This window comes from Pseudomonas sp. LBUM1655, from assembly GCF_059716085.1.
The window spans coordinates 1-16,469 of record NZ_CP166801.1 but is presented as its reverse complement, the minus strand read 5'-3'; the positions used below and the strand labels follow the sequence as shown (position 1 = coordinate 16,469).

Sequence of the window (16,469 nt, the reverse complement as noted above, 5' to 3'; positions counted from 1 at the left end):
TCTACAGGTAACGCAGGCCGATACCTTCGGCATCCACCGTCACCACTTCCATCCGCACTCGCGGCGCGCCTGTGGGTAAACCCTGCACCTGGCCGTAAACCACCGCACCTTTAGGCAATGACGCCAGACGCGGATGCTGCACATACACCCCGGTGGGCGTCAGATTGCGCGTTTGCCCGAGGCATTCGCCGAAGCTGTCGTGGGTGATCTTGATGCGAAACGATTTGCGGTGTTCGGACATCTGCTGCGCCCTTGAATGAACGGTTGTGGATAACCTCGACGATGAGGTTATCCACAGATCATGCCAATCACATCTCTAACGCCTCAGTACCAGCGAGCTTCACCCGGCGGACGTTTCTTGAAGCGCTTCATGCTCCACATGTACTGGCTCGGATACGCCGCGACATAACGCTCGACGACTTTGCTCATGGCGGCGCAGGACGTCTCGGTATCGGTGCTGTACATCGCTTCCGGCGCGGCTTCAAGGATCACTTTGTAGCCGGAACCGTCGGGCAGGCGCAGCGCATGCAGGAACACGCCGACGGCTTTGCCACCGGCCAGCATGTTCGGCACGAACTTGCTCGTCAGCGCCTGCGTGGCGAAGAACGGCACGAAGATTCCGGCGGATTCGGCCGGTTCCGGGTCAGCCGGAATACCCACTGCACCACCCTTGCGCACTTCCTTGATGACACTGAGGATGCCTTCCTTGGTCGACGCGGCAACTTTGTTGCCCAGTTGCACGCGTTGCTTGCGCAGCAATTCATCCACAGCCTTCAACTTTGGCGGACGGTAGAAAATGATCGGTTTGCACTGGCTGCAATAGAAGTGGTTGAGAACTTCCCAGTTGCCCAGGTGGCTGGTGATGCCGACAACGCCTTTGCCCGAAGCCAATGCGTCCTTGAGGATGTCGAGGCCTTCGACTTCGCGCACCAGATCGATGGAACGCTGCGCCGGCCAGATCCACGCGCAGGCGCTTTCGGTCAGGGACTTGCCGATGTCTTTGAGACTCTGACCGACCAGACGCTCACGTTCGGCCGGGTCCATCTGTGGAAAACATTTGGCGAGATTGATCCGCACCACGTCGCGGGAACGGTTGGGGGTTTTCCACATGATCCAGCCAATCGCCGAACCCACGGCCTGCACGGCCCGCCATGGCAACAGGGCAAACAGCCGCAGAGCGCCTACCAGCAAGGCGCCTTTAAACTTTTCCACAGGTCACTCCTGATCTTTGTGCTGTGCGCGAGGCGGGCATTCTAACCGCCGTTGGCGAGCTGCGCGTAGCGGTCGCAATCCTGCGTGTGATCCATGACCATGCCCGAGGCCTGCATCAACGCGTAGCAAATGGTCGGTCCGACGAACGTAAAACCGGCCTTTTTCAGGCCTTTGCTCATCGCCAGCGCTTCGGGGGTGATCGCCGGGACTTCGCTGCGATCCTTGAAATGATTGATGATCGGTTGGTCCCCGACAAACGACCAGAGAAACGCCACCGGGTCCTCCAGCGCCAGCCAGGCCTGGGCATTGCGCCGGGCGGCATTGAGTTTGAGGCGGTTACGGATGATGCCGGGGTCAAGCATCAATTCGTCGATTTCGGCGTCGCTCATCTGCGCCACGCGCTGCACGTCGAAGCCGAACAACACCTCGCGATAACGCTCACGTTTGCGCAATACGGTGATCCAGGACAGCCCGGCCTGGAACCCTTCGAGCAAAAGCAACTCGAACAAACCCTGCGCATCGCGTAGCGGCGTGCCCCACTCCTGATCGTGATAAGCCATGTACAACGGATCTTCGGTACACCAAAAGCAGCGTGGCATAAGGCTCCAGGGGGCGTGCGCAGCAACGAATCGGGTATACTCCCGCTCTTTAAATCGCAGCCCAAGAAACAGGTGAATTTCGTGAGCCAGCCTACGCCAGCCGTGCGTACCTTCCAAGACTTGATCCTCGCGCTCCAGCAATACTGGGCCGAGCAAGGTTGTGTGGTACTTCAGCCCTACGATATGGAAGTAGGCGCCGGCACTTTCCACACCGCGACCTTCCTGCGCGCCATTGGCCCGGAAACCTGGAACGCCGCTTACGTGCAGCCAAGCCGCCGTCCGACTGATGGCCGTTACGGCGAAAACCCGAACCGTCTGCAGCACTATTATCAGTTTCAGGTCGTCCTGAAGCCGAACCCGGACAACTTCCAGGAACTGTACCTGGGCTCCCTCAAGCATGTCGGTCTGGACCCGCTGGTCCACGACATTCGCTTCGTCGAAGACAACTGGGAATCGCCGACCCTCGGCGCCTGGGGTCTGGGCTGGGAAGTCTGGCTCAACGGCATGGAAGTGACTCAGTTCACTTACTTCCAGCAAGCGGGCGGCATCGAGTGCTACCCGGTGACCGGCGAGATCACCTACGGTCTCGAGCGTCTGGCCATGTACCTGCAAGGCGTGGATTCGGTTTACGACCTGGTCTGGGCTGACGGCCCGATGGGCAAAGTGACTTACGGCGACGTGTTCCACCAGAACGAAGTGGAGCAGTCCACTTACAACTTCGAACACGCCAACGTCGACAAGCTGTTCGAACTGTTCGACTTCTATGAAGGCGAAGCCAAGCGCCTGATCGAGCTCGACCAGCCGCTGCCGTTGCCGAGCTACGAAATGGTGTTGAAGGCTTCGCACACCTTCAACCTGCTGGATGCGCGCCGGGCGATCTCGGTGACTGCGCGTCAGCAATACATTCTGCGCGTTCGCACCCTGGCGCGTTCCGTCGCTCAAGCCTACCTGCTGGCCCGCGCCAAGCTGGGCTTCCCGATGGCGACCCCGGACCTGCGTGACGAAGTACTGGCCAAGCTGGAGGCTGCACAATGAGTGCGCAAGATTTTCTGGTTGAACTGGGCACCGAAGAACTGCCACCCAAAGCCTTGAACACTTTGGCTGACGCGTTCCTCGCCGGTATCGACAAGGGCCTGCAAGCCGCCGGCCTGAGCTACGAGAGCAAAACCGTCTACGCGGCGCCGCGTCGTCTGGCTGTGCTGATTACTGCGCTGGCTACCCAGCAGCCGGATCGCAGCATCAACCTCGACGGCCCGCCACGTCAGGCGGCGTTCGACGCTGAAGGCAATCCGACTCAAGCAGCCTTGGGTTTTGCCAAGAAGTGCGGCGTCGAGCTGAGCGAAATCGACCAGAGCGGTCCGAAACTGCGCTACAGCCAAAGCATCGCCGGCAAGCCGACCGCGAGCCTGCTGCCGACCATCGTCGAAGATTCGCTGAACGACCTGCCGATCCCGAAACGCATGCGTTGGGGTGCGCGCAAAGAAGAATTCGTGCGTCCGACCCAATGGCTGGTGATGCTGCTCGGTGACCAGGTCATCGACTGCACCATCCTCGCGCAAAAGGCTGGCCGTGATTCCCGTGGTCACCGCTTCCATCACCCGGAAAGCGTGCGCATCGGTTCGCCGTCGAGCTACCTGGCCGACCTGCGTGCTGCCTACGTTCTGGCTGACGCCAACGAGCGTCGCGAGATCATCAGCAAGCGCACCGAAGAGCTGGCCACCCGTCAGGAAGGCACAGCGATCGTTCCGCCGGCACTGCTCGACGAAGTGACCGCGCTGGTTGAATGGCCGGTGCCGCTGGTGTGCTCATTCGAGGAACGCTTCCTCGACGTGCCGCAAGAAGCGCTGATCACCACCATGCAGGACAACCAGAAGTACTTCTGCCTATTGGATGCCGACGGCAAGTTGCTGCCACGTTTCATTACTGTGGCCAACATTGAGAGCAAAGATCCGCAGCAGATCATCGCCGGTAACGAGAAAGTGGTTCGCCCACGTCTGACCGACGCCGAGTTCTTCTTCAAGCAAGACAAGAAGCAGAAGCTCGAAGTGTTCAACGATCGCCTGAAAAACGTGGTCTTCCAGGAAAAACTCGGCAGCGTCTATGACAAGGCCGAGCGCGTATCGAAACTGGCGGCGTACATCGCCGCACGCATCGGCGGCAACGCTTCGTGGGCGGCCCGTGCAGGCTTGCTGTCGAAGTGCGACCTGGCCACCGAAATGGTTGGCGAGTTCCCGGAGATGCAAGGTGTCGCCGGCTACTACTACGCCCTCAATGACGGCGAGCCGGAAGACGTCGCGCTGGCGCTGAACGAGCAGTACATGCCGCGCGGTGCCGGTGCTGAACTGCCGGCGACCCTGACCGGTGCGGCCGTCGCTATTGCGGACAAGCTTGACACTCTGGTCGGCATCTTCGGTATCGGCATGCTGCCAACCGGCAGCAAAGACCCGTATGCCCTGCGCCGTGCGGCGCTCGGCGTGCTGCGCATTCTGATCGAGAAACAACTGGATCTGGACCTGAACGACGCCGTGGCTTTCGCCGTGAATGCGTTCGGTGCCAAGGTCAAGGCTGCCGGCCTCAACGAGTCGGTGCTTGAGTTCATCTTCGATCGTCTGCGTGCGCGTTACGAAGACGAAGGCGTCGATGTGGCCACTTACCTGTCGGTACGTGCCCTGAAGCCGGGTTCGGCGCTGGACTTCGACCAGCGTGTGCAAGCGGTACAGGCCTTCCGCAAACTGCCGGAAGCCGCAGCACTGGCGGCGGTGAACAAGCGTGTTTCCAACCTGTTGAGCAAGGTTGAAGGCTCGGTGCCGACCGTGGTTGAGGCCAAGTACTTCGACAACGCCAACGAGTTCTCGCTGTACTCGGCGATCCAGCAGGCCGATCAGGCTGTGCAGCCAATGGCGGCGGCGCGTCAGTACAACGAATCGCTGGCACGCCTGGCGGCATTGCGTGAGCCGGTCGACGCGTTCTTCGACGCGGTGATGGTCAATGCCGAAGACGCCAAGGTTCGGGCCAACCGTTACGCGCTGCTGGCGCGTCTGCGTGGCTTGTTCCTCGGTGTTGCCGACATCTCGCTGCTGGGTTGAGGGATTGCTGTTGAAACTGCTGATTCTCGATCGGGACGGAGTGATCAATTACGACTCCGACGCTTACATCAAGTCGGTGGAGGAGTGGATTCCTTTGCCCGGTTCGATCGAGGCGATTGCGCAGTTGAGCAAGGCCGGCTGGACGGTGGCGGTCGCCACCAACCAGTCGGGCATTGCTCGCGGCTACTACGACCTCGCTACCCTCGACGCCATGCACGCGCGCCTGCGCGAGTTGGTGGCGGAGCAGGGCGGTGAAGTCGGGCTGATCGTTTACTGCCCGCATGGGCCGGATGAAGGCTGCGATTGCCGCAAGCCGAAACCGGGCATGTTGAAAACCATCGCCGAGCATTACAACGTGGCGCTGACGAATGTCTGGTTCGTCGGCGACAGCCTTGGTGACCTAGAGGCCGCCAAAGCCGTCGATTCACAGCCAGTTTTGGTAAAGACCGGGAAAGGCGAAAAGACTCAGGGCAAAACCCTGCCGGTTGGCACTCTGATTTTTGACGATCTGGCGGCGATTGCCGCAGAACTTATCCACAACTAGAGTACTTCTGAAATTCCTGACCAGGGATTGATCGGGAGTGCGCTTGAACAGACGGGCATTGCCCCGTAACGGTAAACGTCGCCATGTCGATACTGCGGGCCTTCAGAATTTTCCTTTTTTATCTGCTGCTGGGCACCACGTCCTTGCTGTGGTGCAGCCTGAGCTTTTTCATCGCGCCCTTTCTGCCATTCAAGGCGCGCTATCGTTTTATCAACGTGTACTGGTGCCGTTGCGCCTTGTGGTTGACCAAGGTGTTCCTCGGTATCCGTTACGAAATCAAAGGCGCGGAAAACGTGCCTGACCGGCCCTGCGTGATTCAGTCGAACCACCAGAGCACTTGGGAGACGTTTTTTCTCTCCGCCTATTTCTCGCCTCTGAGCCAGGTGCTCAAGCGCGAATTGCTTTACGTGCCGTTCTTCGGCTGGGCCATGGCCATGCTGCGGCCGATTGCCATTGATCGCGACAACCCGAAAGCGGCGCTGAAACAAGTCGCTGCAAAGGGTGATGAACTGCTCAAGGACAACGTTTGGGTGCTGATCTTTCCGGAAGGTACGCGCGTTCCTTTTGGCACTGTCGGCAAGTTCTCGCGCAGTGGCAGCGCATTGGCAGTAAATGCGGCGCTTCCGGTCCTGCCGATTGCACACAATGCGGGCAAGTTCTGGCCGAAAGTCGGCTGGGGCAAGATGTCCGGAGTGATCACGGTGGTCATTGGTGAACCGATGTTCGCCGAAGGCACTGGCCCGCGTGCCATCGCCGAGCTGAACGACCGGGTGCAGGCCTGGAACGAGAAGACCCAGCGCGAAATGGGTTCACTGCCACCGGCCCCGCAAGCGCCGGCTGCGAGTGATCAGCTGGCTGTCTGAGATTTTGTGGATAACCTGTGTACGGTTTTGTTGAAAATGCCTGAATATTGATCTTAAGTAATTGATTTATTTATATATTTCTCAAGCTCATAAAACACCGTAAAAGGTGCATAAGTTTTTTTCGGAAGTAAAAAAACCGGCTGATATAGCCGGTTTTTTTGTGCCTCATCAATCAGCGATCAGCGGCAACTCAAGCACGAACGTTGTGCCTTGATCGACCATGCTAAAGCACTCGATTCGGCCGCCATGATGATCGATCACGGCTTTCACCATCGATAATCCAAGGCCGACACCATCGATGCCGTGAGCCGAAGAAAAGCGCCGATACTGGGTGAACAAATCGGGGAGTTCTTCGGCGGCAATGCCTTTGCCCTGATCCCTAATCTCGCAGCGTAGCCATTCGTTGTGGCAAGTGACGCGCAGCTCAATCGCGGTATCGGCCGGGCTGTACTTGATGGCGTTTTCCAGCAAATTGAACAGTGCGCGGGTCAGCAATCCCTGGTCGGCCAGCACCAGCCGCTCCTGGGATTGCTCGTCCATGTCGTGGAGCAACTCGATACGTTGTTGTTGGGCGATGGGCAATGCCTGGTCCACCACGTCGAGGACCAGCATCGCAAACAGACTGGGCTGGAACTGATAGGCCTCGGATTCCGCCCGCGCCAACAGCACGAAGCCGTCAGTCAAGGAAAGCGCGCGGCGCACCTGACGTTCAATCTGCTCGAACAGCGGAGAATCCGCGCCAGCCTGATGGCGGTGAACATCGAGCAGAGCGAGGATAGCCGAATGCGGCGCGCGCAGATCGTGGGACAGGAAGCGCAGTAAAACGCCACGTTGTTCTTCGGCGGCGCGTTCAGCGCTGAGGTCGGTGAGACTCAGCAACCAACCGATTGGCGTGTCACCGTCCACCGGCAGCAACGCGGCACGCTCCAGGCGCAGGCTGCGTTCCTTGTGATCGCGAAACTCCAGCAGTGGCAGGGCGGACAATGTTGGGCGCGGCGCGGCCGACAACTCGGGATAACCGAGCTGTGCCAGTTGATCGAGCACATCGTCGCCCACCAGCGCCTGATCGAACAGAAGGCGAGCCTTGCGATTGCCCAACAGGATCCGTCCCTTGGGGTCGCTGATCAGTGTGGCAACGGGCAAATACTCCAGACCGTCCGCGATGAACCGCCGTGTATCGCGGGTGCGGCTCATGGCTTGTTCGAGTGCCATGATCTGGCCCTGCAAACGATCAGCGCCGGTAAATTGCGTGCGGCGGCGCTCGGGAAACACTTTCGGTTCGCTGTCGAGCCGCGCCAATTCCCAGCCGAAGTACGTCAGCACCACGCTGAGCCGGCGCCAGTTCCAGATCAGATAGCCAAACAGCATCCCCAGCACCGCTGGCGTCGGCGACCACCATAAGCGCATTTGCGCCAGGCCGGCGCTGGTAATCAACACGCACGCCATGCCAATCAGTGTCATCCAAAGTGCCAGGCGCGGCCGCCACAGCAGTAGGCCCAGCACGCAAGCCACCAAGCCCACCGAGAGTAGGGCACCCGCTGCCGGAGAAGCATCGGGCAAGTTTATCTGCGCGCGATAAGACAACAGGGCAGTCAGCGGCAACAGCACTAGACTTATCCACAACCACTCACGCACCAACTGGCGAAACAGTCGCTGCACCTGGCTCGGCTCGCGGCTTTCGTGCCGTCTGCGGTCATTCATGGGAAAAAGGGGTAGGGCGGGTGAATGGTTTCATAGGTCACAGGTCTGAGACATGACCCGAAGAATCATAGCGGACGTCGACCAACGGCGGGCTGCTTCCTTTCATAGCGATGGCCGAGCGACTAAGGTTGACGACCAACTGCCCCAGCAACAAGGAACCACCGCGTATGCGCGTTGCGATACTGGACGACGAACCCGCCGAGCTGCGCCGGGTCGAGCAGACCTTGCAACAGATGGCCGAGGTCGGAGAACAGCCATGGTCGCTGCACAGCTTCGAGCGCGGTGAAGACTTGCTGCGACAGCTGCGCCGGGAAACCTTCGATCTGCTGGTCCTCGACTGGCAACTGCCAGATCTCTCCGGACTGGCGTTGCTGCGCTGGACCCGCGAACACATGGAAGCGCCGCCTGCAGCGATCATGCTCACCAGCCGCGATGGCGAAAGCGATATCGTCCAGGCCCTCAACGCCGGCGCCGACGACTACGTCAGCAAACCGTTCCGGCCCAATGAACTGAAAGCCCGGGTCGCCGCAGTGCTGCGCCGGCACAGCCAGCCACGCACACCTGCTGCCGAAGTACTCACCTTCAATGACCTGACCTTCGACGATGCCGAATTGACCGTCACCCGTGAGGGCATACCGATTGTCATGACTGAGCGCGAGTATCGGCTGGCTCGGTGCCTGTTCAGCAATTTAGGGCGACCGCTGTCGCGCGATTACCTGTATGAGCGATTTTGGCCACATGAGGAAGTAGCCTCCTCAAGACCGCTGGATACGCATATCTATCGGTTGCGTAACAAGCTGGGGCTGACGGCGGATCGCGGTTGGCAGTTGCTGACGATTTACGGGTATGGGTATCGGTTGGAGAGTGTGACGTCGGCGGGCGAGTAAATAGCGGTGTCTAGTCCTGAAATAGGTTTACACCTGTTTCAGCCTCAAAACGCCCGATGCACCGCATCGGGCGTTTTGTATTTCAGCGACAGATGAGGCCGCTCGTTGTTATAGATCTGCACCGACTCGTCCACCATCCGGATGGCCTCTGCAAAATCTTTGGGGCGATGCAGCAATAACTCGTTTTTCAAAATCCCGTTCACACGCTCAGCCAACGCATTTTGGTAGCAGTCGTAGCCATCGGTCATTGAGCAGGTGATGCCGTATTTGGCATGCAGCCGCTGATAAAGCTCGGAGCAGTATTGGACGCCTCTATCCGAGTGATGCACCAGGCGTTGCTCCGTTTTCCGCTGCCTGAGGGCTTTGTTGAACGCCTGGATCACCGATTCGGTGTGCAAGCTTTCATGGACATGGTGCCCCACGATTTTTCGGGAGTACGCATCGGTGACCAAACTCAGATAAGCCACACCCGTTTGCGTCGGTAAGTAGGTGATGTCCGCAACCCATACTTGCTCTGGCGCCTTGGCGACTACCTGAATCGGTCCATCTTTGAGCAGGTTTGGATGCCGGCGAAAGCGATGATGGCTGTCTGTCGTTTTGTGATAGGCCCGTCTGCGGGGAACCAGTTCGCGCCGATCTCGCAAGATATCGAATAAACGGTCTCGACCAACCTTTACGGACACTTCTGGCTCAGTGCGCATTAGATTGTGAAGTTTTCGGGTGCCAAGGCGCGGTTGCCTAAGTCGCTTTTCCCTCACGAATCCCATCACTTCCTGGGCATGACGGGCCCGGGCATCACACGCCCGGTTGCGCTTGTAATACGCCTGAATGAACTGGCAAGCCCTACTGATGCTCAGGCCTTGGATCTGCCCTTGGGAGAGGACTTGCCGGATCGCTTTTTTACGACAGAAACACCGAAGTCGTTCTTCAAAACGTCAACGACGGCCTCGAAAAACTGAGCTTTCTGGTTGGCTTGGGCAAGCTTTTCTTCAAGCTCTTTGATTCGCTGTTCGGGTGTCAGGGGTTTATCGGGCTCATCCATGGAACGGGGTCTCTTGGAGCGAATGGACGCGCCTTGACTCCAGTCCTGCCGACCATGCCTGCGTAACCAGTTCAGTACGGTCGTTTTACCCTGAATGCCATAGCGCTCTTGAGCCTCTTTATAACTCAACTCGCCTTTTTCGACCTGATCGACGACCGACAATTTAAAGGTCAGCGTGTAATCACGCTGACTGCGCCTTTCTCCCGTATTCATTACTCCCTCCTGAGAATGGGTCAGAAGGTGTAAACCTTATTCAGGACGGGACACGGGTAATAAAAAAGGCCAACGCAATGCGTTGGCCTTTTTCGTTGGAGCCGCCGACCGGGATCAGAAATCCAGGTTGGATACCGCCAACGCATTGCTCTCGATGAACTCACGGCGAGGTTCGACCGCATCACCCATGAGGGTGTTGAAGATCTGGTCTGCGCCAATGGCGTCTTCGATGGTGACTTTCAGCATGCGACGCACGCTTGGGTCCATGGTGGTTTCCCACAGCTGATCCGGGTTCATCTCGCCCAGACCTTTGTATCGCTGAATGGTATGACGCTTGGTGCTTTCGGCCATCAGCCAGTCCAAAGCTTCCTTGAACTCAGTGACCGCTTTCTTGCGCTCGCCACGCTGGATGTAGGCGCCTTCGTCGAGCAGGGTGCTCAGCTGAGCGCCGAGAGTGACGACGGTTTTGTAGTCGTTGCTGCCGAAGAAGTCGCGATTGAAGGTGACGTAGTTCGACAGGCCGTGGGAGATCAGTTCGACCTCTGGCAGCCACACGCCACGTTCACGATCTTCACGCAGGCTGGCCTTGTAAACCAGACCGGACTTCTCGTTGGTGCGCAGACGGACTTCGTACTGAGCCAGCCAATCTTGCATGGCTGCATGATCGCCAAGCGTTTCCAGGCTGACGGCCGGCAGGTAGATGAAGTGTTCGGTCAGTTCCTGTGGGTACAGGCGTGACAGACGCTTGAGGGTCTTCATCACCATGCGGAAGTCATTCACCAGACGTTCCAGCGCTTCACCGGAAATGCCCGGGGCTTCTTCGTTCAGGTGCAGGCTCGCATCTTCCAGGGCCGACTGCGTCATGTACTCTTCCATGGCGTCGTCGTCTTTGATGTATTGCTCTTGCTTGCCTTTCTTGACCTTGTACAACGGCGGCTGGGCGATGTAGATGTAGCCGCGCTCGATCAGCTCCGGCAACTGACGGAAGAAGAAGGTCAGCAGCAGGGTACGGATGTGCGAACCGTCGACGTCAGCATCGGTCATGATGATGATGTTGTGATAGCGCAGCTTGTCGATGTTGTACTCGTCGCGACCGATGCCACAGCCCAGTGCGGTGATCAGGGTGCCCACTTCCTGGGACGAGATCATCTTGTCGAAACGTGCTTTCTCGACGTTGAGGATCTTGCCCTTGAGCGGCAGGATGGCCTGGGTCTTGCGGTTACGTCCCTGCTTGGCAGAGCCGCCCGCGGAGTCACCTTCCACGAGGTACAGTTCGGACAGCGCAGGATCTTTTTCCTGGCAGTCAGCAAGCTTGCCCGGCAGGCCGGCGATGTCCAGCGCGCCTTTGCGGCGGGTCATCTCACGGGCCTTGCGCGCGGCTTCACGGGCGCGGGCGGCATCGATCATCTTGCCGACAACCAGCTTGGCTTCGTTAGGGTTCTCCAAGAGGAAGTCGGAGAAGTACTTGCCCATCTCCTGCTCGACCGCGGTCTTCACTTCGGAAGACACCAGCTTGTCTTTGGTCTGGGAGCTGAACTTCGGATCCGGCACTTTCACCGAGATGATCGCGGTCAGACCTTCACGGGCATCGTCACCGGTGGTGGCGACTTTGTGCTTCTTCGCCAGACCTTCCTGCTCGATGTAGTTGTTCAGGTTACGCGTCAGTGCCGAACGGAAGCCCACCAGGTGGGTACCGCCGTCGCGCTGCGGAATGTTGTTGGTGAAGCACAACAGGTTCTCGTTGAAGCTGTCGTTCCACTGCAGGGCGATTTCCACGCCGATGCCGTCTTCACGCTGGATGTTGAAGTGGAACACCTGGTTGACCGCAGTCTTGTTGGTGTTCAGGTATTCAACGAACGCACGCAGACCGCCTTCGTACTTGAACAGCTCTTCCTTGCCGCTGCGCTCGTCCTTGAGGACGATGCCGACACCGGAGTTAAGGAAGGACAGTTCACGAATGCGCTTGGCCAGGATGTCCCAGCTGAAGTGGATATTCTTGAAGGTGTCAGCCGATGGCTTGAAGTGAATCTGGGTGCCGGTGGTTTCGCTGTCGCCAACGATGGCCATCGGTGCCTGAGGTACGCCGTGGATGTAGGTCTGTTCCCAGATCTTGCCGCTGCGGCGAACGGTCAGTACCAGCTCTTCGGACAACGCGTTCACTACCGACACACCTACACCGTGCAGACCGCCGGATACCTTGTAGGAGTTATCATCGAACTTACCGCCAGCGTGGAGGACGGTCATGATGACCTCGGCGGCGGAAACGCCTTCCTCTTTGTGCACGTCTACCGGGATGCCACGGCCGTTGTCTTTAACGGTGATGGACTCATCCGGGTGGATAATGATGCTGATGTCGTCGCAGTGGCCAGCGAGGGCTTCGTCGATCGAGTTGTCGACCACTTCGAACACCATGTGGTGCAGACCGCTGCCATCGTCGGTGTCACCAATGTACATACCGGGACGTTTGCGTACGGCATCCAGGCCTTTCAGCACTTTAATGCTCGTTGAGTCGTACGTATTTTCTTCGCTCAATGCCTTCACTCCCGATGGTCGTGGGTCTGGGTGATACAGCCCTGTTCCACGTGGAACAAAGCGACTGGCGTTTCCGTCTGCCAGCCTTCCCTCAATAATTCGTGATCTACACAGGTGATAAACACCTGGCAGCGTAAGTCTTCCAGCAAACGGCACAGCGCACGGCGGTGGCTCTCGTCCAGTTCGGACGGCAAGTCATCCACAAGATAAATACACTGACCGCGTCGGGCCTGGCTCACCAGATGCCCTTGGGCAATCCGCAAGGCACAGACCACCAACTTCTGCTGACCCCGGGACAAGATGTCCGCGGCGTTGTGTGCGCCCAATCTAAGACGCAAATCAGCTCGTTGTGGCCCAGCCTGGGTGTGACCTATCTGCTGATCCCGTTGCAGGGATCCGGCAAGTACGGCACTCAATTCGCGGTCTTTGTCCCAGCCTCGGTAATAGCTCAGCGTCAAACCTTCAAGCTCAACCAGTTCGCTCAAGGTTTGTTCAAAGACTGGTTTCAAGGCTTTGATGTAAGCGCGGCGGTATTCATCGATTTCAGCGCTGGCCTGGCACAGTTCCCTGTCCCAAACCGCTTGCGAAACGGCGTCAAGTGTACCATGCCGCAGCCAAGAGTTTCTCTGGCGCAGGGCCTTCTGCAAGCGCTGCCAAGTGGCCATGAACCGTGGTTCGACGTGGAACACACCCCAGTCGAGAAATTGCCGGCGAATCTTCGGCGCGCCTTCCAGCAGACGGAAGCTGTCCGGATTGATCAACTGTAGCGGCAGAATCTCCGCGAGCTGTGCGGCGCTACGGGCGTTCTGGCCGTCAATGCGGATCTGGAACTCGCCCTGACGGTCGCGCGATATCCCCAACGCACTGTGCCCACCCTCGGCCAATTCGACCTGACCGAACACGGTGCAGGCGAGTTGCTCGTACTGAATGACCGGCAACAACCGCGTGCTACGAAACGAACGGGCAAGCCCCAGCAGATGAATGGCTTCCAGAACACTGGTTTTGCCGCTGCCGTTGGCGCCGTAAAGAATATTGATGCGGGGGGAGGGGGAGAAGGTCACCGGGTGCAGATTGCGCACCGCGGTGACCGAGACGCGACTTAGCGACATCTAGAGTCCGCTGATTACAGACGCATCGGCATAACAACATAAGCCGAGTCGTCATTGTCGGACTCTTGCACCAGCGCACTGCTGTTGGAGTCGGACAGGATCAGGCGAACCTGCTCGGTGGTCATCACGCCCAGCACGTCGAGCAAGTAGCTCACGTTGAAGCCGATTTCCAGGGAGCCACCGTTGTATTCAACACCTACTTCTTCTTCCGCTTCTTCCTGCTCCGGGTTGTTGGCCTGGATCTTCAACTGACCGCTGGCCAGTTGCAGACGGATGCCACGGTACTTCTCGTTGGACAGAATCGCAGTACGGCTGAACGCTTCACGCAGCGCCTGACGATCGCCAAGCACCAGCTTGTCGCCGCCCTTCGGCAGAACGCGCTCGTAGTCAGGGAATTTGCCGTCGACCAGTTTGGAGGTGAAAGTGAATTCGCCGGTGGTCGCGCGGATGTGGTGCTGACCCAGGACGATGCTGACATTACCGTCCGGCTCGGTGAGCAGACGCGCCAGCTCGAGAATACCTTTGCGCGGCACGATCACTTGGTGGCGATCCGGCTGACCGATATCGGCCTTCATCGAGCACATCGCCAGACGGTGACCATCGGTGGCCACTGCGCGGATGATGCCTTCCGAGACTTCCAGCAGCATGCCGTTGAGGTAGTAGCGCACGTCCTGCTGGGCCATGGCGAAGCTGGTGCGTTCGATCAGACGACGCAGTTTGCTTTGCTCCAGGCTGCAAGTCAGCGAGCCTGGGCCTTCTTCCACAGTCGGGAAATCGTTGGCCGGCAGGGTCGACAGTGTGAAGCGGCTACGGCCAGCCTTTACCACCAGCTTCTGCTCGTCGACCTTGATGTCGATCAGCGCATCGTTGGGCAGGCTCTTGCAGATGTCCATCAGCTTGCGCGCAGGCACGGTGATGGAACCTGTTTCAGCCGGCTCCTCAAGTTGCACACGACCGACCAGCTCGACCTCGAGGTCGGTACCGGTCAGCGACAATTGCTGGCCTTCGACAACCAGCAGCACGTTTGAGAGTACCGGCAAGGTCTGTCGGCGCTCGACGACGCCTGCGACCAGTTGCAGGGGTTTCAACAGGGCTTCGCGTTGAATGGTGAAATGCATGGTCTAGTCCCTTGCCTTAATAAGCTGCGCTGGTGTTCATCAAGTGGTCAGTGTACGCAGCAGGTTCTTGTAGTCCTCGCGGATGTCCGCGTCGGATTCCTTAAGTTCGTTGATCTTGCGGCAGGCGTGCAAAACAGTCGTGTGGTCGCGACCGCCAAACACATCGCCGATTTCCGGCAGGCTGTGGTTGGTCAGTTCCTTGGACAACGCCATGGCGACCTGACGCGGACGAGCGACCGAGCGCGAACGGCGCTTGGACAGCAGGTCGGAGATCTTGATCTTGTAGTACTCGGCGACAGTGCGCTGAATGTTATCCACAGAGACCAGTTTGTCCTGCAACGCCAACAAGTCTTTCAGGGATTCGCGAATCAACTCGATGGTGATGTCGCGGCCCATGAAGTGCGAGTGGGCGATCACGCGTTTCAGCGCGCCTTCCAGCTCACGGACGTTGGAGCGAATGCGCTGGGCAATGAAGAACGCCGCATCGTGTGGCAAGTCGACTTTGGCCTGGTCGGCCTTCTTCATCAAGATCGCTACGCGGGTTTCCAGCTCCGGCGGCTCGACGGCAACCGTCAGGCCCCAGCCGAAGCGGGATTTGAGGCGCTCTTCAAGGCCTTCGATTTCTTTCGGATAGCGGTCACTGGTGAGAATGACCTGCTGACCACCTTCAAGCAGGGCGTTGAAGGTGTGGAAAAACTCTTCCTGGGAACGCTCTTTCCGGGCGAAGAACTGAATGTCGTCGATCAGCAAAGCATCCACCGAACGGTAGAAACGCTTGAACTCATTGATTGCGTTCAGTTGCAGCGCCTTGACCATGTCGGCCACGAAACGCTCGGAATGCAGGTACACGACCTTGGCATTCGGGTTCTTCTTTAATAAATGGTTACCCACCGCGTGCATCAGGTGGGTCTTACCCAAGCCAACGCCACCATAAAGGAAGAGTGGGTTGTAGCCATGCTTGGGATTGTCCGCCACTTGCCAGGCCGCCGCGCGAGCGAGCTGGTTGGATTTACCTTCGACGAAATTTTCAAAGGTGAATGTGCGGTTCAGGTAACTGGTGTGCTTAAGCGCGCCTTCGACCTGCACGGTGCGCTGTTCGGCGCGCACCGGGGCCTGTTGCGACGCGGCACCGGCCATCGGGTCGAAGCTGTCGCGAGATGGCTCTTCGCTGACTTCAGCGGTTTTCTGCGTGGAACGCTTGGCCGGAGCGGGCGCCGGGGCTGGCGCTGGCGTGTTCGCTGGCGCGGCATTGGCCTGAGCCTGGGAAGCTTGCGCAGCGGCCAACGGAGCATTCGGTGCTGCACGCGGCGCCGAGCTGCGCTTGCTGCCTATTAATAAGGAAAGCGCAGGCGCCATGCCGTTGCCGTGCTCATCCAGCAGTTCGAGGACGCGTCCCAGGTACTTTTCGTTGACCCAGTCCAGCACGAAACGGTTCGGTGCGTAGACGCGCAACTCGTCGCCTTCGGCTTCGACCTGTAGTGGACGGATCCAGGTGTTGAATTGTTGGGCAGGCAGCTCCTCGCGCAAAAGCTCCACGCACTGCTGCCAAAGTTCCACTGACAC

At 58.6% G+C, this 16,469-nt stretch carries 14 protein-coding genes; 5 read left to right on the top strand and 9 right to left on the bottom strand.

Annotated features, from left to right (window positions below):
* Window position 1: 1 nt before the first annotated feature.
* The 3 genes from ACA074_RS00070 to ACA074_RS00060 all read right to left on the bottom strand — a co-directional run bounded on the left by ACA074_RS00070 (window position 2) and on the right by ACA074_RS00060 (window position 1,811).
* Window positions 2–241: a PilZ domain-containing protein gene (locus ACA074_RS00070; RefSeq protein WP_123470115.1), complete on the bottom strand. Its 240-nt coding sequence runs from the start codon at window positions 239–241 to the stop codon at window positions 2–4.
* Window positions 242–324: 83 nt separating this feature from the next.
* Window positions 325–1,212 carry a lysophospholipid acyltransferase gene (locus ACA074_RS00065; protein ID WP_305440626.1) on the bottom strand — a complete coding sequence of 296 codons (888 nt, stop codon included), beginning with the start codon at window positions 1,210–1,212 and terminating at the stop codon, window positions 325–327.
* Between the two features lie 41 nt (window positions 1,213–1,253).
* A complete protein-coding gene (locus tag ACA074_RS00060) occupies window positions 1,254–1,811 on the bottom strand; it encodes a DNA-3-methyladenine glycosylase I (RefSeq protein ID WP_034152197.1) in 558 nt (185 codons plus the stop codon).
* 81 nt (window positions 1,812–1,892) lie between these two features.
* On the opposite strand from ACA074_RS00060, the gene glyQ reads away from it, so the two are divergent.
* From glyQ to ACA074_RS00040, 4 genes are all read left to right on the top strand, one after another.
* Complete coding sequence (gene glyQ / locus ACA074_RS00055; protein ID WP_034152298.1) at window positions 1,893–2,846, top strand: glycine--tRNA ligase subunit alpha; 954 nt, start codon at window positions 1,893–1,895, stop codon at window positions 2,844–2,846.
* Entirely contained in the window at window positions 2,843–4,897 is a 2,055-nt protein-coding gene (gene glyS / locus ACA074_RS00050; RefSeq protein ID WP_401272137.1) for a glycine--tRNA ligase subunit beta, read from the top strand. Before glyQ ends, glyS begins: the two co-directional genes overlap by 4 nt.
* 4 nt (window positions 4,898–4,901) lie before the next feature.
* On the top strand, window positions 4,902–5,441 hold the full coding sequence (gene gmhB / locus ACA074_RS00045) for a D-glycero-beta-D-manno-heptose 1,7-bisphosphate 7-phosphatase (protein ID WP_305440623.1): 540 nt from the start codon (window positions 4,902–4,904) through the stop codon (window positions 5,439–5,441).
* 83 nt (window positions 5,442–5,524) lie between these two features.
* Window positions 5,525–6,304: a lysophospholipid acyltransferase family protein gene (locus tag ACA074_RS00040; protein WP_401272136.1), complete on the top strand. Its 780-nt coding sequence runs from the start codon at window positions 5,525–5,527 to the stop codon at window positions 6,302–6,304.
* 168 nt (window positions 6,305–6,472) lie between these two features.
* Here the strand turns inward: ACA074_RS00040 and ACA074_RS00035 are convergent, their stop codons facing one another.
* A complete protein-coding gene (locus ACA074_RS00035; protein WP_497678208.1) occupies window positions 6,473–8,005 on the bottom strand; it encodes a sensor histidine kinase in 1,533 nt (510 codons plus the stop codon).
* Window positions 8,006–8,172: 167 nt separating this feature from the next.
* Here ACA074_RS00035 and ACA074_RS00030 point away from each other — a divergent pair, with 167 nt between their 5' ends.
* Window positions 8,173–8,892 (top strand): response regulator transcription factor, encoded by a 720-nt coding sequence (locus ACA074_RS00030; RefSeq protein WP_187677238.1) that lies wholly within the window; start codon window positions 8,173–8,175, stop codon window positions 8,890–8,892.
* A 44-nt stretch (window positions 8,893–8,936) separates the two neighbouring features.
* Here the strand turns inward: ACA074_RS00030 and ACA074_RS00025 are convergent.
* The 5 genes from ACA074_RS00025 to dnaA form a co-directional block, all read right to left on the bottom strand.
* Window positions 8,937–10,147 (bottom strand): IS3 family transposase gene (locus tag ACA074_RS00025; RefSeq protein ID WP_497678207.1). Its coding sequence is split into 2 segments (ribosomal slippage): window positions 8,937–9,796 and window positions 9,796–10,147, totalling 1,212 coding nucleotides; the frame shifts between segments, so codons are not numbered across the junction.
* Window positions 10,148–10,261: 114 nt separating this feature from the next.
* Window positions 10,262–12,679 carry a DNA topoisomerase (ATP-hydrolyzing) subunit B gene (gyrB, locus tag ACA074_RS00020; protein WP_497678206.1) on the bottom strand — a complete coding sequence of 806 codons (2,418 nt, stop codon included), beginning with the start codon at window positions 12,677–12,679 and terminating at the stop codon, window positions 10,262–10,264.
* A 5-nt stretch (window positions 12,680–12,684) separates the two neighbouring features.
* Window positions 12,685–13,788: a DNA replication/repair protein RecF gene (recF, locus tag ACA074_RS00015; RefSeq protein WP_497678205.1), complete on the bottom strand. Its 1,104-nt coding sequence runs from the start codon at window positions 13,786–13,788 to the stop codon at window positions 12,685–12,687.
* Between the two features lie 14 nt (window positions 13,789–13,802).
* On the bottom strand, window positions 13,803–14,906 hold the full coding sequence (dnaN, locus tag ACA074_RS00010) for a DNA polymerase III subunit beta (protein WP_007911887.1): 1,104 nt from the start codon (window positions 14,904–14,906) through the stop codon (window positions 13,803–13,805).
* 39 nt (window positions 14,907–14,945) lie between these two features.
* Complete coding sequence (gene dnaA, locus ACA074_RS00005; RefSeq protein ID WP_187677235.1) at window positions 14,946–16,469, bottom strand: chromosomal replication initiator protein DnaA; 1,524 nt, start codon at window positions 16,467–16,469, stop codon at window positions 14,946–14,948.

Coding starts and splice junctions, on each gene's coding strand:
- ACA074_RS00070 (WP_123470115.1), bottom strand. CDS start 241: ATGTCCGAACACCGCAAATCGTTTCGCATCAAGATCACCCACGACAGC.
- ACA074_RS00060 (WP_034152197.1), bottom strand. CDS start 1,811: ATGCCACGCTGCTTTTGGTGTACCGAAGATCCGTTGTACATGGCTTAT.
- glyS (WP_401272137.1), top strand. CDS start 2,843: ATGAGTGCGCAAGATTTTCTGGTTGAACTGGGCACCGAAGAACTGCCA.
- ACA074_RS00040 (WP_401272136.1), top strand. CDS start 5,525: ATGTCGATACTGCGGGCCTTCAGAATTTTCCTTTTTTATCTGCTGCTG.
- ACA074_RS00035 (WP_497678208.1), bottom strand. CDS start 8,005: ATGAATGACCGCAGACGGCACGAAAGCCGCGAGCCGAGCCAGGTGCAG.
- ACA074_RS00030 (WP_187677238.1), top strand. CDS start 8,173: ATGCGCGTTGCGATACTGGACGACGAACCCGCCGAGCTGCGCCGGGTC.
- recF (WP_497678205.1), bottom strand. CDS start 13,788: ATGTCGCTAAGTCGCGTCTCGGTCACCGCGGTGCGCAATCTGCACCCG.
- dnaN (WP_007911887.1), bottom strand. CDS start 14,906: ATGCATTTCACCATTCAACGCGAAGCCCTGTTGAAACCCCTGCAACTG.